16 protein-coding genes and 1 pseudogene are annotated in these 21,189 nt (G+C 46.5%); 9 read left to right on the forward strand and 8 right to left on the reverse strand.

The genetic code is table 11. From position 1 onward, the window contains the following. From QUA78_RS23190 to QUA78_RS23205, 4 genes and pseudogenes are all read right to left on the reverse strand, one after another. Positions 1-200, reverse strand: a pseudogene (locus QUA78_RS23190) (hypothetical protein); the annotation flags it as partial. A gap of 326 nt (positions 201-526) precedes the next feature. Continuing rightward, positions 527-4,786 carry a CHAT domain-containing protein gene (locus QUA78_RS23195; RefSeq protein ID WP_333306268.1) on the reverse strand — a complete coding sequence of 1,420 codons (4,260 nt, stop codon included), beginning with the start codon at positions 4,784-4,786 and terminating at the stop codon, positions 527-529. Positions 4,787-5,628: 842 nt separating this feature from the next. Next, the gene (locus QUA78_RS23200) at positions 5,629-7,398 is read right to left on the reverse strand and encodes a DUF3352 domain-containing protein (RefSeq protein ID WP_333306266.1); all 1,770 of its coding nucleotides are present in this window, start codon (positions 7,396-7,398) and stop codon (positions 5,629-5,631) included. Positions 7,399-7,733: 335 nt separating this feature from the next. Then, the gene (locus tag QUA78_RS23205; RefSeq protein WP_333399040.1) at positions 7,734-8,825 is read right to left on the reverse strand and encodes a hypothetical protein; all 1,092 of its coding nucleotides are present in this window, start codon (positions 8,823-8,825) and stop codon (positions 7,734-7,736) included. A 213-nt stretch (positions 8,826-9,038) separates the two neighbouring features. On the opposite strand from QUA78_RS23205, the gene QUA78_RS23210 reads away from it, so the two are divergent. The 3 genes from QUA78_RS23210 (at position 9,039) to QUA78_RS23220 (ending at position 12,688) form a co-directional block, all read left to right on the forward strand. Continuing rightward, on the forward strand, positions 9,039-10,277 hold the full coding sequence (locus tag QUA78_RS23210; RefSeq protein ID WP_333399041.1) for an LL-diaminopimelate aminotransferase: 1,239 nt from the start codon (positions 9,039-9,041) through the stop codon (positions 10,275-10,277). Between the two features lie 304 nt (positions 10,278-10,581). Next, complete coding sequence (locus tag QUA78_RS23215) at positions 10,582-11,745, forward strand: AAA family ATPase (protein WP_333301458.1); 1,164 nt, start codon at positions 10,582-10,584, stop codon at positions 11,743-11,745. Further along, on the forward strand, positions 11,735-12,688 hold the full coding sequence (locus QUA78_RS23220; protein WP_333301459.1) for a hypothetical protein: 954 nt from the start codon (positions 11,735-11,737) through the stop codon (positions 12,686-12,688). Before QUA78_RS23215 ends, QUA78_RS23220 begins: the two co-directional genes overlap by 11 nt. Positions 12,689-12,719: 31 nt before the next feature. Here the strand turns inward: QUA78_RS23220 and QUA78_RS23225 are convergent, their stop codons facing one another. Beyond that, complete coding sequence (locus tag QUA78_RS23225) at positions 12,720-12,956, reverse strand: helix-turn-helix transcriptional regulator (protein WP_333301460.1); 237 nt, start codon at positions 12,954-12,956, stop codon at positions 12,720-12,722. 218 nt (positions 12,957-13,174) lie between these two features. On the opposite strand from QUA78_RS23225, the gene QUA78_RS23230 reads away from it, so the two are divergent. Continuing rightward, on the forward strand, positions 13,175-13,438 hold the full coding sequence (locus QUA78_RS23230; protein WP_172186722.1) for a hypothetical protein: 264 nt from the start codon (positions 13,175-13,177) through the stop codon (positions 13,436-13,438). A gap of 165 nt (positions 13,439-13,603) precedes the next feature. Then, positions 13,604-14,245: a Uma2 family endonuclease gene (locus QUA78_RS23235; RefSeq protein ID WP_333301461.1), complete on the forward strand. Its 642-nt coding sequence runs from the start codon at positions 13,604-13,606 to the stop codon at positions 14,243-14,245. A 67-nt stretch (positions 14,246-14,312) separates the two neighbouring features. On the opposite strand, the gene QUA78_RS23240 is transcribed toward QUA78_RS23235, so the two are convergent. Both QUA78_RS23240 and cofH read right to left on the reverse strand, forming a co-directional pair. Next, positions 14,313-14,918, reverse strand: coding sequence for a hypothetical protein (locus QUA78_RS23240; RefSeq protein WP_333301462.1), 606 nt, complete (start codon positions 14,916-14,918; stop codon positions 14,313-14,315). A gap of 3 nt (positions 14,919-14,921) precedes the next feature. Next, positions 14,922-16,094 carry a 7,8-didemethyl-8-hydroxy-5-deazariboflavin synthase subunit CofH gene (cofH, locus tag QUA78_RS23245; protein ID WP_333301463.1) on the reverse strand — a complete coding sequence of 391 codons (1,173 nt, stop codon included), beginning with the start codon at positions 16,092-16,094 and terminating at the stop codon, positions 14,922-14,924. Between the two features lie 124 nt (positions 16,095-16,218). Here cofH and QUA78_RS23250 point away from each other — a divergent pair, with 124 nt between their 5' ends. Both QUA78_RS23250 and QUA78_RS23255 read left to right on the forward strand, forming a co-directional pair. After that, the gene (locus tag QUA78_RS23250) at positions 16,219-17,436 is read left to right on the forward strand and encodes a glycosyltransferase (protein WP_333301465.1); all 1,218 of its coding nucleotides are present in this window, start codon (positions 16,219-16,221) and stop codon (positions 17,434-17,436) included. A gap of 80 nt (positions 17,437-17,516) precedes the next feature. Further along, positions 17,517-19,304: a glycosyltransferase family 39 protein gene (locus QUA78_RS23255; protein ID WP_333301466.1), complete on the forward strand. Its 1,788-nt coding sequence runs from the start codon at positions 17,517-17,519 to the stop codon at positions 19,302-19,304. A 187-nt stretch (positions 19,305-19,491) separates the two neighbouring features. Here the strand turns inward: QUA78_RS23255 and QUA78_RS23260 are convergent, their stop codons facing one another. Further along, a complete protein-coding gene (locus QUA78_RS23260) occupies positions 19,492-19,902 on the reverse strand; it encodes a hypothetical protein (protein ID WP_333301467.1) in 411 nt (136 codons plus the stop codon). Between the two features lie 151 nt (positions 19,903-20,053). Here QUA78_RS23260 and QUA78_RS23265 point away from each other — a divergent pair, with 151 nt between their 5' ends. After that, on the forward strand, positions 20,054-20,335 hold the full coding sequence (locus QUA78_RS23265; protein WP_333301468.1) for a helix-turn-helix transcriptional regulator: 282 nt from the start codon (positions 20,054-20,056) through the stop codon (positions 20,333-20,335). 115 nt (positions 20,336-20,450) lie between these two features. Next, a complete protein-coding gene (locus tag QUA78_RS23270; protein ID WP_333301469.1) occupies positions 20,451-21,107 on the forward strand; it encodes a Uma2 family endonuclease in 657 nt (218 codons plus the stop codon). The last annotated feature ends 82 nt before the right edge of the window (positions 21,108-21,189 follow it).

Raw genomic sequence — 21,189 nt, forward strand, 5'->3', positions numbered from 1 at the left:
GATGGGTAAATTCCACAGACGACCAAACTGATTAAATTGACTAAACTGAAAAATAATAATTCTCTGGTGTACTGAGCTTGAGCGTTGGCTTCAAAAATCCGATCGATGGCAGAGGGTGCGAGCACTCCTTCCATCAACCCTCTTGCCATGACACTGATTGGACTCGAGTGCACAAACCGCTCAAAAACAGCATTCAACATTTCTGGTGTCTCCAGTAACTTGATGGTGGCGAACCAGTGTCCAGATGCGCTCGCCTGTGATGGTACTCAACTATCTATTGTCCGACACGCCAGCCATGCTTTTAAGCGGCCGATTACGCCAGCCGGGTCGAATCACGGCAACGGTCGCCTTGATAGAGCTGGCTGGTTGTGCCCTTAATCATCACGCCAGCGACCGTTGCCGTTAAAACTCCGCTGACAATTGCCCGTGAGGAACCATCGCGGACTGGGCTGGAGTTTGAGCGCACGCCAGACAGGGCTAACCATAAGCACCCTACAGATAGAGGTTCTGCGTAAGTCCTCTCTTTTCACCAAGGATTGCCAATCATTCTAAAAGCAGACCAATAATAAGGATGAGAGAAATTCTGATTCGCCATCTTTGCCAATTCCGGAGGTAGTGGCAGATTGCCAACAGAAGTGTGCAGCATCCCCCCTTCAATTCGCACGTCTTGGCGCAACATCGCTAATTGGGCTTGCCGCAGTGCTTCTGTTTTAATCGGAGCAGTTTTTAACTGCCCGTAAAACTCTGTCATCAATCCCAAACTGCCCTCGTCGCTGACATACCAAAGAGTCGCCAGAGCCGATTTAACCCCGGCTTGCACGGCTAAACCGCCAAAGCCCAACTCGGCCTCCCGATCGCCCACAGCAGTCCTGCAAGCACTCAAAACTAACATTTCCACTTGCGGGCTGTGCCATCCCATTTGCCGCAACTGATCCAAACGCAATTTAGTATCCCACAACTGAATAAAGGATTGGCTGGGGTCTCCCGATCGAAATTCGGCGTGAGTAGCCAAGTGAATCATCCCAAAAGGCTGCTGCTGGCGCTGCGATTTCAAATTCGCCAGGGTGAAAGCTTCGTTCAAGAAAGACTTACCCGGCCACTGCTGCGGCGTGATTGTCGATACTTCTATTTCCACCGCAGGCAAAGGACTCATATCTGCAAATTGCGACGCCCCCATTGCCAGAACTTGGGTATTTTTGAAATTGGCGGGGCTGCTATCTGTCAAACTCAGACTCGGCATTGAGCCAACACTGTAACGCTCTACCAGAAAGCCTTTGCCGTCGTGCAGGGCGCCCATCGGTATCGATCGCAACCCCATATCTGAGATAAAAGATAAATTCTCAATGCCTTTGGCTTGCAGTTCTGCTTCCAGCGGCGCTACCATCCACTGGTAGAGCTGCTGAGCCAAGGGCAAATAACTTTTAGTATTGCGCTTTACCGGATTAGTGAGTTCATCGCGAAATTTCCGAACAGCTTCCATTACCTGGGCGCGAGAGGTTCCAGGGATGCGCTGGCGAACGGGCAAACCTTCCGGGGTGATCGCCATCATTTCCAGTTCGTCAGAGGCTTGAATTTGCTGTTCTAAGCGCAAGATGGGCGAACTGCTGTAAGGCCGATCGACTGTAGAACCCTTGGGTACAAAGCTGATATAAATGAGAGCTGGTTTGATGCCTGTGGCTTGTTGGACACTGCGAAGGGTATTTTGGGCATCTTCTAGGGTGGCGATCGCAGTTGTTGATGGCAAATTTAGGTAATCGACAAACTCCCTGGTAAATCTCTCCTCGACGGGAAAAATAACGGCGCCGACGTTAGTTGGCGAATTGGAAGCGTCAATATTGCGGGACGCGGGAGGTGAAATGCGCTGTTGCAAGGAATTAGATATCTGGTTTTGCTGTTGCAAGCTGGGCGAAAATAAATGATTTGTGCTGGGTGGCTGGTTGGCTGCGAGCTCCGGTGTAGGTATCGGTGCGAGATTTATGGGCGCAGCAGCAGGCGCAACCGCTGGATTTGGAGTAATTGTCGGTGCGATCGGCACGTTTGATACCGGTGCTGGATTTTGAGTAATTGTCGGTGCGATCGGCACGTTTGATACCGGCGCTGGATTTTGAGTAATTGTCGGTGCGATCGGCACGTTTGATACCGGTGCTGGATTTTGAGTAATTGTCGGTGCGAGCGGCACATTTGATACCGGCGCTGGATTTTGAGTAATTGTCGGTGCGAGCGGCACATTTGATACCGGCGCTGGATTTTGAGTAATTGTCGGTGCGATCGGCACGTTTGATACCGGTGCTGGATTTTGAGTAATTGTCGGTGCGAGCGGCACATTTGATACCGGCACATTTGATACCGGCGCTGGTGTCGGCGCTGGTGCTGGCGCTGGTGCTGGCGCTGGTGCTGGCGCTGGTGCTGGTGCGGGTGCTGGTGTCGGCGCTGGTGCTGGCGCTGGTGCTGGCGCTGGTGTCGGCGCTGGTGCTGGCGCTGGCGCTGGTGCTGGTGTCGGCGCTGGTGCTGGTGTCGGTGCTGGGGCTGGTGCTGGTGCTGGTGCTGGCGCTGGTGTCGGCGGTGTCGGCGGTGTCGGCGGTGTCGGCGGTGTCGGCGCTGGGGCTGGCGCTGGTGCTGGTGCTGGGGCTGGTGCTGGTGCTGGTGCTGGTGTCGGCGGTGTCGGCGGTGTCGGCGGTGTCGGCGCTGGGGCTGGGGCTGGGGCTGGGGCTGGTGCTGGCACGGGTGTCGGCGCTGGGGCTGGCGTTGGTGCGGGTGTCGGCGCTGGGGCTGGCGCTGGTGCGGGTGTCGGCGCTGGGGCTGGCGCTGGTGCGGGTGTCGGCGCTGGTGCTGGTGTCGGTGCGGGTGTCGGCGCTGGTGCTGGTGTCGGTGCGGGTGTCGGCGCTGGTGCTGGGGCTGGTGTCGGCGCAGGGGCTGGTGCGGGTGCAGGCGCTGGTGTCGGCGCTGGTGCTGGTGCGGGTGCAGGCGCTGGTGTCGGCGCAGGGGCTGGTGCTGGCGCTGGTGCTGGCGCTGGTGCTGGTGCTGGCGCTGGTGTCGGCGCAGGGGCTGGTGCTGGCGCTGGTGCTGGCGCTGGTGCTGGTGCTGGTGCTGGTGCTGGTGCTGGCGATACTGAAGAAGCCGTAATGTTAATTTGCGTCGGCTGTACTATCTGAGGGCTGGGGCTGAAATAACCTCCCTGTGTAATAACATTTTCCTTCTTTGGACCCCCAGTGGCAATGCTGCCAGCAGTACCGTTGCGGGTGTTATAGTCGGGGCCGACGCCGAAAGGAGTGTTCGAGGCTTCGCCACCGTGGCGAATGGTGATATCTCCACCATTAGCGCTACCAGTAGTGGATGCGCTAATGCTGCAAGCTTGCGACAAGCAGTTGTTATCGTTTGTGAAAGTGCCTGTAGCTCGGAAATTACCGCCGGCTGTAATGTCAATATCTCCTCCGGCTGTTCGGCCTTCGGTGTTGATATGGGTTACTTCGATGTCGTTGCGGGCGTTGAGGGTGACTGCGCCGCCTTGTTTTTCTTCGGAGTTGGCGTCTATGAACCCTGTTTGAATGCTGCTTGAGGGTGCTGCAATACTAACGTCTCCGGCGTTGCTGTTTTTGTCGATCGACCCTGCGTTGATATTGCCTGTTTCTACTTTTCCTGTACGGCTGGTGACGGTGATGTTGCCTCCTGCGGTGGTGTCGGAGTGGGAGTCGATATCGACAGTGCGAATGTCGCCACTAGCTTCTAGGGCGATCGCGCCGCCTTGGGAACTCGTCAGGTTTCCGCTGACTGCAATGGTGTTGGCTGCTTGAATTGCGATCGCCTGAGCGTTTGCATCTTTTACTGCAACGTCCCCCGCAGCTACTGCTCGGTTAGACGCCGTGAGTACCACTTCACCGCTGGCATTGACGCTGAGGCCTGTAGCGTTTGTTTCACCGATGCCTGTGAGCAGTTCGGGCAAGGATGCGATCGGCAATGTCGAAGCTGTCGCGCTGGATGTTAGAGTGCTGCTCGTCCCCGAGGGCGGCTCGATTTCCAAACTCAGCAAATTGCCTCGCTGGCTGACGCGCACTAAATTTGTCCCGGAGACTGATGCTACGGTAATTTGACCGCCTGGGGCCGAAAGGCTGCCGGTGCTGACAACGGTGCCGCCGAGCAAGGTTAAGTTCTGCCCTGACTTGACTGCTAAGTCTGCCGTGCTGATAATTGCCCCTGCTCGATCCGCCCCAAAAGCAAAGGAATTGGGCGCGCCTGTCAGAGATGTGTAGGTGTTAGTACCGTTGGCGTTAAACGAGTTAGAACCAAATCCAATAGCGGTGGCGGTGGTTGCTGTGAAAGAAGCCGGCACGTTTAAGCTGGCACTGTTGCCAAATATGATGCCGGATGGATTCATCAGAAACAAGTTAGAATTGCCGCCGGTTACTTGAATTAAGCCGTTAATAATCGAGGGTTTACCGCCGCCTATGCCCGCTAAAATGTTGCGAATGTTGGGGTTTGATATAAAGTTGGCAATCTGATTTTCCGACAAGCCGAATTCTGTAAAACTGTGGAAAAGATTTGCTTTATCGCTCGATAATTGCCCGCCTTGAATATCGAAGCGAGTTTGCTGCCCAGGAGTTCCGCTTTGGGGTTCGCTAGTGACTGTTGTGTTCGTTCCCTCTGCCGCTGGAACAATGGTTTGACCTTCGGCTTTTGCTTGCAAAAAGTAAAGGTTTATTAAGATAATTGGCAGAGAAACTGCCAGTTTGCTTATTCTTTTTTTAGACAGAAATTTAGCCTGTATTTGAATATTTTTGGCGGTTTTCATAAGTTCTTAATGGGTAAAATATATAAATCACAGAAATTAGGTAAAGAAACCCAGTTTCTCTGATAAATTGCGGTTAAAGACTTTATATTTATGAAGCTACCGGGTTTCGGACTGCAAGTGCGTTCAAGACTCACTTTCCCGACTCACTGAGGAAAATTTCCCTGTAAAATTTGCCTCTGCATTTGCAATTCCCCGAGCGTATCTTCTCCACAATCTAAATATAACTCGCAATGCCTAGAATCTGTATCTTCCGGATGACATATAAAAAAATAGGGTTTCCTTGACGCACTGCGACGCCGAGAAACCAGTTTTTTTTTATATTAGTGAGAGTGTGAACGAAGTATGGCGGTTAAAAAAAACTGGTTTTTGCGCTCTGGACTGACCGGGAAAAATGCCGGGAAAAAATCTTTCCTTTCCTTTTATAAAAAACAAAAAAAGCCGGCTCTACAATTGCCGACAATAAAAGTTATGAAAAAAATAAGAAGTTATGGACGCAACGGGCACATAGAGTAGGGTGCGTCAGAAACGGTCGATTGCTTCTTCATTCCTGGACCCAGAAACCGAGTTTTTTTACGAAAACACTTAGTTGCAGTCCAAGGCTTAAAAAACTCGGTTGCTTTGGTATTAATGGACGCAGGGCTGCATAGAAACCGGGTTTTTTAACGAAAATAATTCGTTGCAGCCCACAGAAACGATAAAAAACCCGGTTTCTTTAGTGCGTATGCGTAAGTCTTGTTCTTGCTTCTTACTTCTTGCTTCTGGCGGCTGTCTTTCGGTTTTAATTTGTTGCCATGTTGCTGTTTAATGGGCTGTCCAGGCGGATTTGTTGAACTATTTAAGAGTTAGTTGGGAGAAGTTTGGACGGTGGGCGAGGGACTCGGTGAAGCAGGACTCGGTGAAGCAGGGCGCGGTGAAGCAAGACTCCGTGAAGGATTTGCAGAAGGAGTGGATTGGGTGGATTTTTTGAGACCGACAAAAGCGTCGTAACGGGTGGTACGATCGCCAATGACGGCGGCTGTAACGCCGATCGACCGCGTGGCGTCTATCCACATTTTTTGGTTGGGAGGAAACTCCGGCAAAGCTAGGTTTTTCGGGTTAAACGCACTCTCGGTGTCGATGAAGAAGTTGCCGTTGTGGGGTTTAAGTTGCGATCGTACAGTTTTCTGGAACAGTTCGCTGCTTAAAAGCGGACTTTTCGGTGCCGGAACGATCGCATCAACCACTGGAGCTCCTACTGTCATAAACGCTACATCGTTCATCCAGCCGCGAGTTACCGTAATCCCTCCAAACGGCGATGTCCATTTTGTCGCAGGTTTGCCGCCGACTTGAATTTCCTCAACTCTAAACCCTTTCATTTTCATCGTTTCATCAAGCTGTTTCAGGGATTTGTCGGCAGCGCCGCGGTTATTTGTTTCCACCATAAATACAAATCCGGCAGCAAATTTGTCTTTGGGATTCTGCGCGGGGGCTGGTATTAATGATAGAGAAAATTCTCCCCCCATCCAGTTCATCAAGTCTTTATCTAAATCCATGCCCGTAGTGGATTTTAAACCTGTGCGCAAAACTTGGGGATTAATCGGGGAAATTGGGTTGGCCTCGGCTCCCAATACATAGTCTTGCCACAAACGCTGCAAGTTGCCGCCGGATACCATCATTATTGTATTGCTTGGCAGGCGATTAACCATTTTTAGAGCATTGTTTTCTACTGCTATCCTTCTGGTAGAATCTGGTTTTAGCCAAGAAACTGATTTGAATGCAATTCCTTCTGCATCCAGCGTCGCTGTGGTGGCAAATCCCTGATTTTGTTGCAGTTTTTCGAGGCTTTCCGCCGAAATTTCGCGGGCTGAGTTGGCGGCGGCATAGGCGGCGGCAACGGGCATATTGACGTAGATTTGACCGAAAGCGCCCGAACTTTTTATTTTGTCTATGGCGTCTGCATAGCCAGGGGTTTTGGCTAGGGAAGGTTCGCCTTTGTAGGTGTCGATTATTCTGTCTGTAGCGCTAGAATCTGTGGTGACTGCTAGATAGCTTGTGCCGAGTACGGCGACTGAGAAATTGCGATCGGGTATGCCTTGAGTTTCTGTGACTTGCACGCCTTTATAATTACGCTCAACTATTTTTCCTTGGCTGAGGGGTCTGGGTTTTGCTAATAATTCTTTGGCTTTGATCGGGTTGGCAATTGGCAGGATAATTGCCACTGACTGTTGAATTGGCGGAGACGGGGGCGCATTGGGTGCGGGCGGGGGGGCTGGTATAGCTATTTTGTTGCGGAGAAAGGCTACCATTGCTGTGTTACCCACCCAGGGTTGAATGTCTTGCTGGTAGGCGTAGCCGTTGCTTGTGAGGAGGCGATCGCGCATTTCGCTTAAAAACCTCTCAAACGAAGCTTTTGACTCCGGCGTGCCAAACTCTCGCAGTCTATTCCACTGCGATTCATCGGTGGTGATGGATAGGGCCATCATCGTATCTTGCGGGACAACGGTTGCCCCCGCCGGCAAATTTTTGGCGGGGCCACGGGAGAGGACGAGGTAGTAGGTGACAAAGCCTAAACCGATCAGAAGTGTGGCGGCTCCGATCGTAAACAGCAGGGAAGATTTATCTTTCTTAAACATTATTCGTAAGGTTCTGGTGCTCGCAACATCATAAATTATATTGGGGATTGGGCATGGGGCATGGGGCATGGGGCATGGGGCATGGGGCATTGGTAATTTGTTGTTTTTTATTTGTTATTAGAAAAACTACTAACCAGTAACCATTAACCACTATAGTCCTAGACGCAGAAACCGTTTTTTTACTAAATACTGGATTTGAGCCTTTAATACTGGTAAAAAACCTGGTTTCTTTGGTATTTACGCATAAGTCCTACACTAACTAATTCCGATGCCCAATTCCCAATTCCCGATGCCCAATTCCCAATTCCCGATGCCCGATTCCCAATTCCCTGATGTTAGTTTCTGGCCTTAAAGTCTTTAAAGATAGTTTGAAACGAGTACATCAGCCGGTGGACATCGTTTGTGGCTCTAGGAAAAATGTTGAGTTCCCATTTTTTGCGAGCAGTAGTTAGCAGTTTTGCTATGGGTTGGGAGTAACTGTTAGAAATGAAATAGCTGCCGCCTTCGTAGCGAATGTCTGACGCTAAGCCGATAAAAGCACCAGCCATTTCTAGTTTTAGTTCCGAGGTGCTGTGTTCCGATTTTACTGCTAAAATTACCTGCGAGTGCCGGGGTTCGCGGTTGAGCAAGCGGCAGATATTCGCTTCTTTTTGGTACAAAATTAAAACGTTACAGTTGTGCAAAACTCCGGCTCTACCTTGCACTTTTACTCCTAGGTGAACTTCCAGGGCTGGTTTGTCTGGAAATTCCACAACAGCATGAGTGTATGGATGTGCAGTGCCGTGGATTTTTCCCGCTGTTTTTCTAAATGTTAAATATTTCGGTGTTTCGTCGTCTAAAACATTGTTGTAATAAATAGTACCGCCTTCATTAGCAACAGCTTTTAGCAGAATGGTGAAGAGGTAAGTATCAAAAATTCTGGATTGTTCTGCCGCTGTGTTAAAATCGGGATCGATCGAGCTTTTTAATTTGCTTTTAATTTCGGAATTGATGGCGTAGTTGCTCGGCCCTAAAGGCAGTTTTTCGAGCAATGGCTTGAGGGCGATCGCCTGTTTGTGACGGGGGGCTGTGACGCTGGAGGTAAACTCGATTGTTTTGGCAGTTTCGGCACCTGAATTGGCAAAGGTAATTTTTGTGCCGAGGGGAGAGGTTTCTGATTCTACTTTCAAGAAATAAGCAATTTCGTCTTCCATTTCGGAAGTGTTAACCGTCGCTTGTTCGACAGCATCAATTAACAGCAAAAGTTGTTCTTTTGCGGTATAATCTTCTATCTTCAGCAGGGGTGTTTTTCGTTTGAGCGATCGCTCTTCAATTACTTTGCCTATCTCTACAGTATCCGCTACTTGTTGAACTACCCAACCCAAATTAAACTCATCCAGAATTGCCGCCAGTTCTTGATAGAGTTTGGCATACTCGATCTCATCCATAATTGCTTCTGCACTGCACGCTATTCTGATTATACAAGCAGATTTGATTTTTTGGTCAAGTACCCTGCCGATTTTAGGTTTTAAATTTTAGGATTACTCTCACGGATGAATCCTAGGGCTTTTCGGTCAACAGTCAACAGTTAGCAGTCAACAGTCAACAGTCAACTGCCAATTAGCAGTAAGCTATTCTACGACATTTGTAGCGATCGAACTATGGCAACTATCAACGACAACTACCTCAAACTCAAAGCCGGCTACCTGTTTCCCGAGATTGGGCGCAGGGTGAAAGCCTTTGCAGAGGCGAATCCCGAAGCGCCCATCATTCGGCTGGGGATTGGCGACGTGACTGAACCACTACCGGAAGCTTGTCGGGAGGCGATGGTGAAGGCGGTGGAAGACATGGGTTCGCGGGATACCTTTAAAGGATACGGCCCGGAACAAGGTTATGAGTGGCTGCGGGAGAAAATTGCCGAGCACGATTTCAAGTCGCGGGGATGCGATGTTGATGCTTCGGAAATCTTTATTTCTGATGGTTCTAAGTGCGATTGTGGCAATATTCTCGATATCTTTGGCAACAATAACACGATCGCAGTTACAGATCCAGTTTATCCGGTGTACGTAGACACGAACGTGATGGCTGGACACACGGGAGATGCGAACGAAAATGGCGAATACGGCGGCTTAGTTTACCTGCCAATTACAGCAGAAAACAATTTTACTGCCCAAATTCCCACAGACAAAAAAGTCGATTTAATTTACTTGTGTTTTCCGAATAACCCGACGGGGGCAACTGCAACCAAGGAACACTTGCAAGCTTGGGTAAATTATGCTAAGGCTAACGGTTCGATTATTTTCTTCGATGCGGCTTACGAAGCGTATATTACCGATCCGAGTTTACCGCATTCTATCTACGAAATTGAAGGGGCGCGGGATTGTGCGATCGAATTTCGTTCTTTTTCCAAAAATGCTGGTTTTACAGGTACTCGCTGTGCGCTAACAGTTGTACCGAAGACTTTGACTGGAAAAGCAGCAGATGGTTCCGATGTCGAAATTTGGAAATTGTGGAACCGCCGCCAATCTACTAAATTTAACGGAGTTTCTTACATCGTGCAGCGCGGTGCTGAGGCGGTTTATTCTGAGGCAGGCAAGGCACAGATTCAGGCTTTAGTCAATTTTTACATGGAAAATGCTGCGATTATTCGCGAGAAATTGACAGCGGCGGGAATCGAGGTTTTTGGTGGCGAAAATGCACCTTATGTGTGGGTGAAAACGCCTCACGGTTTGTCGAGTTGGGATTTCTTTCAGAAGTTGCTGGAAACTTGCAATGTGGTGGGAACACCAGGTTCTGGTTTTGGTGCGGCGGGTGAGGGTTATTTCCGCATTTCCGCGTTTAACAGTCGGGAGAATGTGGAAGAAGCGATGAGACGGATTGTGGAGAAGTTTAAGGTTTAGTATCATCTCCCGCTTAAACCGAAAGGCCGGCAGCCCGCCAGGGAATGAATTCCCTGGCTAATAGCTAAAGTCCTCTGAAGAGGACTAATGAGTTCTTCAGTCCTCTTCAGAGAACTTTCGCTTTGAGACAGGGGTTTCAACCCCTGGCGGACTGCCGGAATCAGCGAAAAAGCATTATTTTAATATGTTGTGGAACAGGCCGGAAAGCCTGTTCATGAAAATAGTAAAAGATGTGAGTTATAATCTAAAATGATTGTGGCTGAGCCTTTCAATAAAAAATACCAGCCAACACCAGGAGTTTATTATGCACTTGCTACGAGTTCAAGTTCCTGATTTTCGCGGTTTGAAAAATATAGACATCACTTTTGAAAAGGATTTTGTTCCTAGTATTTTTCCGCTTGGCAGTCAAAATGGCGGCGGTAAAAGTACGCTGTTGCAGTTAATTTTTGTATTGCTGCACTGTTCTGTTGATGACGAGAAAAAACCGTTTATACAGAATCTGCTTCAGGGATTTAAAATTTTGGGCTGGGAAGAAAAAAAAATAGCAATCATTGATATTTGGGATGGAAAAAAAATTGTCAAACTTGAATTTTATTGTCAAAATGGTTTTGAAGAAGAAAAATACTTCCCAGAGTATGATTATAGAGGCGACGATGAAAATATCAATGAGGAAAATAATATCATATATATATGTTCTCTTGAAAAGTTTAAAGATGAAGATGATATGACAACCATAGCAAGTACAGAGTTAAAATGTCGTTTTAACAATCAAAGCCAGGAGCAAGTAAAATCATTTCTAAAGAAGATATCGCAGAAAATTTTTCTAGCAGCTCCTGCGACACAGGTTTTTTTATTTCTCCCGCAAAAATCTAGGGAACTATTATTTAAAAAATCCAGTAGCGGAGACAATAATTATTATGGTATACTCGAATCAGCACGATCTGAATTACAAGGCTTGTTTACCTATGACTTCCTTGCTGTAGAGCTACTTATTGAATCTTTTAAAGCTGCTCGCGATCGCGATTTCAGAGAAGCGATAAAAACACGTAACTACGGCAATAACTATCAAACTCTAATTGACGACTTAAATTTGCTGTTGGGAAATAAAAGGATAAATTTAGATGAAGATTTTGCTGGTGTCAACTTTCACTTGGATAATAATGGTGAAACGATAGAACTATATCCAGAAGATTTAAGTCACGGCGAACTCAAAAGACTCAGCATTTATATATGGCTCAAGTCCCGGAACATAGAAGATGCTATTGTTTTGATGGATGAAATTGAAATTGCTTTTCATCCAGATTGGCAATATCAAATTAAATCAGACCTCGAAAAGTGGGGGCCCAGCAATCAATATATTCTGGCAACTCACTCCTACGCATTGTGTGAAGCTCTGACACCAGTTCACGTTAAAGAAATAGAGCCAAAACTGATAAAACAAGAATCTAATATTACAAATGAGTCTTAGTCCAGAACAGTTAAAAAAACATTGCAAGGCCATTCTGCAATCGCCAAGAATTAAAAACAAAATTGTTGTGTTGTGCGAAGGTGATATTCGGGAGACCCAGGGTAGAGAGTCACCTCAAGCTTATAAAGCAATGGAGCAAATGCCGGATGCCAATTTTTATAAGGCTTGCGTTCCGACATGGTGGAGACAGAAGTTACCGGAATTTTTCAACTGCGGCGATCGCAAAGATGTATTAGACACCTACTTTACTCTTCCAATATTACACGAACAGGAGACAAAGGATACGAAGAATTCATATTTAGATCCCGATCGACTTTTTGCAATGATAGATTTAGACTTGCAACTGCAAAAGATAGAAAATGAGAAGTTTACAGATACAGAGGCAATTTTTCTCGATCTTTACGAAAAATCGCAGGTGAAAGAGCAAAACGCACTGCGAGAGCACCGGATCTGGATTACAGGTTTGATTCATAAAGAAGCATATTTTCTGACACCTGAACTTCAACCCATATTTGAGAATTGTTGTAACGAGCCGATTTATCAGGGAAATCCTGCGGTACTCGCAAGTATTTATCTGGATATGGCTGATGCAATTTGTAGCGACTTGGATTTACAGAACAACCTACAGAGAGCGTTCGATCGCATTAGTTACTGTTCGGGATTAGATTGTACAGAAGTTAAAAACTTTCAGGCTTCGTGGAAAGAGCGGTTTCAAAATGCTGTAGATGAAACGCATAGGAATCAGTCGATCGCAGTTTTGCTGACAATTAAAAAAGCTAAGGATTATTGGCATCAAATTAAGCCATCCGGTGACTTTAGCCGGGAAGATTGGGTATTTAGAGAGCAACTATCGTTAGAAATTGGGAGATTTTATTCCCAGCAAAATAGCGATGTTAAGTCTCATATTCCTTTTTTTTTCAAAACATTGTATGAGTTCGTTTAAATAAAACGCCTCAATTATAATATTCCATTTTCTATCCATCAGCATCGCTAGGAAAACCAAATTGGTCTGGTAATTCATCGACAGTAATTTGCAAAATCTTTAACAATTTCTTGAACTGAACTGGCGTTAGCTTCGGTACAGATCGCCCCGATTCCCAGTTCCTTACTGTTGTTTCTGTAACGCCAAGTGCGTCTGCTAGCTGCTTTTGGGTCAGCGATCGCTTAAGTCTGAGCCGCATTAGGGGCGATCGCTCTGATTTTTCCGGCATTTCCACAAGCAGCTTGACCCATATAGTAAATTAATTTACGTAAATTGCTTGACGTTTGACCGTAAATTGGTTTACGCTAAGGAAAGACATAAAGACGAGACAGCACCAGCTAAGCCACTTGTGCTGTAGGGGAATTGTTGTCTTTTCTTCAATCTGTCATTGTACGCGGTTTTACCGTTACAAAGCATCAAACCTGTCCAAAATTATTAGTCAAAGCTATGTTGCAAGATTCATCATCGAACCAAACATCGCCCAATGTTTTAACCAACCAAACCTTTGAGGGCGATCGCGAAGCAGTCCGTCACGTCATCATCGGTTCGCCGCTGGGGGTACGGCGAACTATCCACCAACTGCACGCATTGCGCTACGAGGAAGCTGTTCGTTGGACTCATCCGATCGCCATTCCCGACAATCGCATCATTATTACACCCGATCAGGGAGAAATCATGAGTCTGTTAGTCAAATTAATCCGGTTGCAATGAAGTCTAAATGTGCGATCGATGTTTCTAGAATTGAGTCAAAAGTGCGATCGCGAATCTCTTCTCGTTGCCCGTGCTAAACTCAACAGATATATCCAAAAACTATTGTGGGGTAGGCATCCTGCCTGCCCTTAGCACAAACTTAACAACGAGCTCGCAATTCAGCTTATGATTGTTATCACCCCCGTGCTCAAACCTGTTAGCCAGATCGAGCTTGTTCCCGGCAGTGTCGTAACTATTCCCAATATAACTTGGCTGGAATTCGAGTCGATTTTGCAGGAATTAGGGGAAAAACGAAGAACCAGAATTGCCTACAGCAACAGTACCTTAGAAATGATGGTTCCCTTACTAGATCGGGAAATTCCGAAAGATTTAATTTCCGATATTGTAAAAATTTTACTCAAGTCAGCGGGCAGAAGATATGAACCCTTTGGTTCTACTACTTTCAAGCGGGAAGGTGCAGCAGGAGTTGAACCTGATGCTTGCTTTTATATTCTAAATTATCAGCGGATGATTAATCGCCGCCGACTTTTACCGGACGATCCGCCGCCCGATTTGGCAATTGAGACGGATGTTAATTCTAAAACTAAGATCGATGCCTATAAAATTATTGGAGTTCCAGAAATATGGGTTTACGACAGCGGCAGACTTCTCATTTATTTGCTGCAAGATGGAGAGTATGTAGAATCCGATAGTAGTCCGAATTTTCCAGAAATCGCGATCGCACAACTTATCCCCACTGCGGTAGAACGTGCTTGGCAGGTGGGAAGTTGTCAAGCGCTAGAAGAAGTTGAAAGTGCGATCGGCTAAACTCCTAGGATACGTTACGCACTTCGCGCTTCGCATCTGACAAGCTTTACCAACTGAGAGGTTTCCATTAGCCATCTCGTACCATCCAAACCAGCATTCCCAAAATTTCGTCCACCGGAGGCAAGGCATAGTCATTAAGATCGATCGATACAATTTTTTCCTCTAGTTTGAGAAATCGCCACTGCGTGCCGTTACTGACACTCCCATAAATAACTGAAATTGGTTTCCCCTTCGCTTCATTAAACTTCTGCATTGCCACCATTTCTGCAACGCACTGTCCAATTCCTGTCTTCAAATCAGCTTTTTTAGCCTCAACAACCGCCACTGCGGGTGCTTCAATCTCCAACATTTCTGGAGAACGACTAATCAAATAATCACAAATCCCGTTTAGTCCAGTTTCATAATCAACCGTAAAGTCTTCCCCCGAAAACAAGCTAATATTCTGCTGCAAAACCTTCCTGACTTCCAGCAGTACCGGAGTAATAATCATTTCCGATCGAGCTTTTTCGCTACCTGTCGCCACAGCTACGGGTAAACTATTCGCCAAAAAATCTGTCAGGGTTGCACTCGGAGCGATCGCAGTTATTTGCGGTAGAAATCGCGGCCCTTCTACAGTTGTTAATCCAAAGGCTTGTTTAACTTTGATAATTGAGGTGAAGTCGCTATAAGACATCGCTCAATTTATCCTACTACTTATTACTGCCAAATTGTCAACCCCTAAAGGTCGATAAATTGTATCTCTTTGCTGATAACTCCGCCCCAAAGAACTAATCGCATTTTGCAAATCTTCGACAGATTGACAACTGCCGCCAACCGCACCGGCCATGGTTGTAATGTGCTCTTCCATCAATGTACCGCCGATGTCGTTGCAGCCCCATTTCAGCGCTTCTGTAGCTCCATCTAAACCTAATTTTACCCAACTGGGTTGGTGATTGGAAATCAAATTGCCTAAGAAGATTCTCGATACTGCGGTTAGTAACAATGTATCTGCTAAAATTGGTTGGTCGCGGCCGACTCGACTCCGCAAAGGTGCCGGTGCTTGCTGTCCGACAAATGGCAATAAAATAAATTCTGTGATGCGTGCCCGATAGTTTTGGTCGATCGCAGTTTGTTGGAGCGATCGCACTTTTTCTAAATGCAAAACCTGCTGTTGGGCCGTCTCAATATGCCCGCAAAGCATCGTACTCGTTGTCGGCAAACCCAGACTGTGAGCAGTTCCCACAATTTCTAACCAAGTTGCCGAATTTAGTTTTTCCGGGCAAATCACCCGTCGCACAGCATCGTCGAGAACTTCCGCTGCGGTTCCCGGCATCGAACCGACTCCCGCATCCCGCAAAGCCGAAATTACATAGCTGAAACTAAGATTATCTTTTCTGGCAATAAATTCTATTTCTTGCGGCGAAAAAGCGTGCAAGTGCAACTGAGGAAACTTATCCTTAATGATTTTCACCAATTCCAGATAATAAGGTAAAAATGCGCCGTTGAGCTTAGCTTGAAGATTTAAGCCCCCCTGCATACAAATTTCCGTTGCATCCCGCTGCACTGCATCAGTTGCCTTTTCCTGAATTTGGGCTGAATCTAACCAAAAAGCGCCCTCATCTCCCTCGTCGCGGCGGAATGCACAGAAACTGCAATGCTGCTCGCAAATGTTAGTAAAATTAATATTCCGATTGATAACGTAGGTGACAGTATCCCCTGATTGTCGGCGGCGGAGCAAGTCAGCGGTTGTTTGAATAGAAGCTCGCGCTTCTGGATCTCTTTGCTGCAAAAGTACCAAAGCCTCTGCGGTAGAGATGTTGTAACCTTGTAAAGCTCGATCGAGAATTGCATCCACAGTTTTCTTTTTCACTCAACTACATAATTACTGACTAGAATAAAGACATTTTTATATTTTAACAATCAATTATAGAGGAACGATATTTTAAAATCTCAAGTAATACCAAACCATCCTTGACTTTCTGGACACTGAAATTATGGGCATCTACCAAGCAAATCAGTTCTTGCCAGTGCCGTCTGGGCCTTTGCAAATTCCTGCTCTACGGAATTTCTGTTCAACTTTTACAGACGCACGCACAGCGGAAATTTATTTTTCCCTCGTCATTCCCACCTACAACGAGGGCAAGAATATCAAAAGTATTGTGGAACAATTGACTCAATTGCTCGATGGCATCATTCCCGGCGACTACGAATTAATTGTAGTCGATGACGACAGCCCCGATCGCACCTGGGAAGTGGCCCTGTCCCTGACACCGGAATATCCGCAATTGCGGGTGATGCGCCGGGAAGAGGAGCGGGGACTTTCCACAGCGGTAATTCGCGGGTGGCAGGTGGCTCGGGGCGAGGTTTTGGGCGTCATCGATGCCGACTTGCAGCATCCCCCGGAGACGCTGTTGCAGCTTTTAGCAGAAATTCAGCGGGGAGCCGATTTGGCCGCTGCGAGCCGCCACGTTGGCGAGGGCGGGGTGAGCGACTGGAGCCTTGTCAGGAGATTTTTATCGCGGGGTGCTCAAACTTTGGGATTAATTATACTGCCCGGAGTCGTGGGCCGAGTTTCCGATCCGATGAGCGGGTATTTTATGGTGCGTCGCAGTTGCATAGCCGGCAAAACCATGAATCCTGCAGGTTACAAAATATTGATTGAAGTGCTCGGCAGGGGGGAGATCCGCTGGATTGGAGAAGTTGGCTACGTGTTTCAGGAGCGACAAGAAGGCGAGAGCAAAGTTACTTGGAAACAGTATATTGAGTATTTGCGGCACTTGCTCAGATTGCGCTTTGCCCGGTGGCCGGTGGGCCGATTCCTGCGGTTTGGCGTGGTTGGTTTCAGCGGCGTGTTTGTGGATATGGGAGTTTTTTACCTGCTGCGGACTGTCCTCGGTTTGGGGCTGACTCGCAGTGCAATCTTTTCTGCTGAAGTGGCAATTATCAATAATTTTTTGTGGAACGATTTGTGGACTTTTCGCGATATTTCTAAGCGGCAGCCTGGAAAGCGCCAGGGCTTGAAACGGCTGTTGAAATTTAATACGATTTGTTTGATCGGCTTGATGATGAATGTGCTGCTGGTGAATGTGCTGTTTAATGTTTTTAAGGTAAACGAATATTGGGCTAAGTTGATTGCGATCGCAACTGTGACTCTGTGGAATTTTTGGATCAATATGAAGCTGAGTTGGCGGGTGACGGACGTTCAAAAATAGTTTGGAGTTTGGTGAGGTGTTAGTTGTTATTGGAACTGACAACTCACCACTGCAAACTGCAAAATGCAAACTGTCTTTAGATGACTGAATTAATGATTAATAAAAAACAACTGTTGTTGCTATTTCTGTGGACGGCGATCGCCTTTTTTTTGCGCTTTGCCAATTTGGACTCGAAACCGCTGTGGACGGATGAGTTTTCCACTCTAGTTTTTAGTTTGGGCAACAGTTTTCGCGGAGTGCCGATCGATCGCGCGATCGATCTTTCTACATTATTACAACCGCTACAATTGCGCCCCGATGCTGACACCGCCGACGTGCTCCGCAATTTGCTGCTAGAAAGCAACCATCCACCAGTGTATTTTATGCTCGCCCACTGGTGGATGCGGTTGTTTGGGCCGACCGAGGATAGTTTAGTTTGGATTGGGCGAGCTTTTCCTGCATTATTGGGCGTGATTTCAGTTCCCGCTATTTACTTTTTGGGCAAGTTTGCTTTTAATTCTCGTTTAGTTGGTCAATGTGCGGCCGCAATGATGGCAGTTTCTCCCTACGGCATTTATCTCGCTCAAGAAGCTCGACATTACACTTTAGGAATCTTATTAGTTATTGCCTCTCTTTTTTGCTTTACATTAGCTGTCAAACAACTGCAAAATCGCGCTCCTATGCCTGTTTGGGTGTTGTTGCTTTGGGTAGTCATTAACTGTCTGGGAATTGCCGTTCACTACTTTTTTACACTGACTTTGTGTGCCGAAGCAATAGCATTAATTGCTGTAATCTGGCAGCAGTTTAATGAAAAATTGCCAATTTCCAACAGCCACCAGCCCAATATTTGGCAATTTAAAATCATCTGGCGGTTTTTCGCAGTAGCGATAGGTACTTTAGCTGGCGGTTTAGTTTGGTTGCCGGTATTTTTGTCAAATAAATACGGCAGCGAACTAACTAATTGGATAGTCAGCGGCGATCGCACATTTTTAGATTGGATCGGGCCGATTTTTCAAGCTTTAGCTGGATGGATCACTGTCATGTCTCTGCTGCCGGTGGAATCGCAAAATTTGGCAGTAGTAGTTGCATCGGCGATCGCAATGGCAATATTTTTTATCTGGGCGCTTCCTCTGCTGAGAGGCGCTCTTAAAACTTCCTTAAAAACAACCGATACTCGTTTAGGTACTGTAATTTTCGGCGGATTTGTGCTAGGAGCAATTTTCCTATTTTTCAGCTTTGCATATATTCTCGGGATTGACCTAACTCGCGGCGCTCGATACAATTTCGTATACTTTCCGGGAGTAATATTGCTTTTAGGAGCAACCTTGGCGGTTGTTTTTAACACACCTACAGCAAAAAGTCAATGGTTTAATTTACCTGCTGTGGAAATTGCTGGCAAAAAAGCAGTTCTGCTAATTTTAGCAATGGGTTTTTTTAGCGGTGTGACAGTAAATTCCAATCTCGGCTATCGCAAATATTACAAACCAGACCTTTTAATTCCGATTATCCGCGAAGTCTCGAAAGTTCCCTTGTTAATTGCTACTACTCAAAAGACTCATGTAGAAATAGGAGAGTTGATGGGGATAGGGTGGGAATGGGAAAGAAGTTCGGCAACGGATTTTGTAGCGGATGTAACGGATGTTAGGAAGAAAGAAGAAGTTAAAGCCTTTGATTCTCCGCTGTTTCTTTTGGCTAATCAGAGAAGGGATGCACCAGAAATAGCGGCAGGGACACTTTATAAAACACTCAGTCAATTAGAACGCCCGCTTGATTTGTGGTTGGTTAATTTTCGTGCACCTGTTAATTTAGCAGCACAAAAATGTCAGCTTGACTCTCGAGATTTGCCTGCGGTGGATGGGTATGAATATCAAGTTTATCATTGTTCTTGAGTTGGCGATCGCCCGCAACGACAGTCTGATCGACTAGAAAGATCGATCGATAAATTTATGACTCAATAAACTGACATTGCTAAAGCTATTACCAATACGCATCACCCCGCTGATGTAGATGTAGGGTGCACACTGCGCACTGCGCACCTTACCGCTATCAATACGATCGGGACTGTTCAATTAAACGCTAAGAGTCAGCGGCAAAATGTTTAATTAAGACGCTCATCACTTCACCGGGATTTTGAGTTGGGACAAGCGGACTCCAGTCAGAAACGCAGGCAAAATTATCGCGGTGAAAAGAATGAATGACACGGCAAACAACAGGACGAGAACTGATAATGAAAAGTTTCAAGAGTTCTCGGTTAACTGAAGTTGGCAAGTTTGGTTCTTTAGCAGGGGGCTGATTGAGTTCGGTAGTTGGATTTTCTGACCCAACCTCGAAAGCAAGTATTAATTCGGTATTGGGTAGCATTTGCCGGATGACTTTCAGGGAAGATTCAGCTTCGCTGCGACTGCGAAATTGCGCCACGGGTAAGCGCTGAAAGTTGGGCAGCAGTCGGTAAATAATCCAGGCATTCGGAGTTTCTGGGGTGTTCATGGCTGTATTCTAAATTGGGTATGTTTGCCCATAGAAAACTGACAGAATTGCACCTTTTATTTTTAGTGCAGTCTGTTCTGGCTATGGCTGTGCCTATCAAAAGCTAATTAAGCGCTTAAATTAGGCGCTTAAATTAATCTGTTATAATAATATGGTAAAAAAAAGGCAACGTCAACGGCAACCAGAAAACGAGTTGCCTTTTCGGAGACTGCGGGAGGACGCTAATTTGAGCCAAGAAGAGTTGGCTGTGCGGATGGGGGTGTCGGCTTCGTCGGTGCGGCGATGGGAAAAGGGAGACGAACCTACGATGACTGTTCGGCAAATGAGAGATTTTTGCCGTTTGGTGGGGGTATGTTTTGATGAGTTGCCTGATTATCTCAGTCGGCGAGTAGATGAGGAGGAGTCACTAGAAATTGACGGTCGGAGATTTTGAAAAATTATGAGGCTATTCGAGAACAAGCAATTTTTGGTGAGTTGCTGGTTTGAATTGCGATCGGTATCAAAAAACAACCACGCTATAATTTTTGTAAGTTTTGGGAAAAACTGCAATGTTAAATTACAACTTGCCGAGGTACTTGCCCTCAGCCGATGAACTGCCAGACTCTGACGAAACGCCTGTGGATAACGAACTTCAAGAACTAATACCGGGGTTGCTAAAAGCGATATTGCTGATACTTTGGGCAGAACGCATGGACTGGTTTTTTGGTATAGATATGGGTATCTATTATCACCCTGAAAAACCTCCAATTGTCCCTGACGGTTTCTTGAGTTTAGGAGTAGAACGGTTTTACGATGAAGAATTGCGTCCCAGTTACGTGCTGTGGGATGAAAATGTTGTCCCAACTTTGGTGCTGGAAGTCGTTTCCAAAAAGTATCGCAAGGAATACAGCACAAAGTTGGAGGAATATCAAGATTTAGGCGTGCTTTATTACATTATCTATTCATCTCGCCGCCGTCGCAAACCCCGATTGGAAGTACATAAGTTAGTTAATGGGAAGTATGAATTACAGTCGGGACATCCCGTTTGGATGCCCGAAATAGGTTTAGGAATTGGTTGTGAAAGGGGAAATTATTCTGGGGTGACGAGGGAGTGGCTGTATTGGTACGACGCAGAGGGAAAACGTTATCTGACTCCTGAAGAACAGGTGAACAGATTAGCTCAAAAATTACGGGAGTTGGGAATCGATCCAAATAGTTTGAGGTGATTTAATTTACGAGTGGAAACCTCAGAGACTGACAAGCGATCGCGCTTTCGATTAAAATAATTAAAATAAGTGCGTTAGCGAA

It is taken from the genome of Microcoleus sp. K4-B3, from assembly GCF_036704615.1.
Lineage (GTDB): Bacteria > Cyanobacteriota > Cyanobacteriia > Cyanobacteriales > Microcoleaceae > Microcoleus.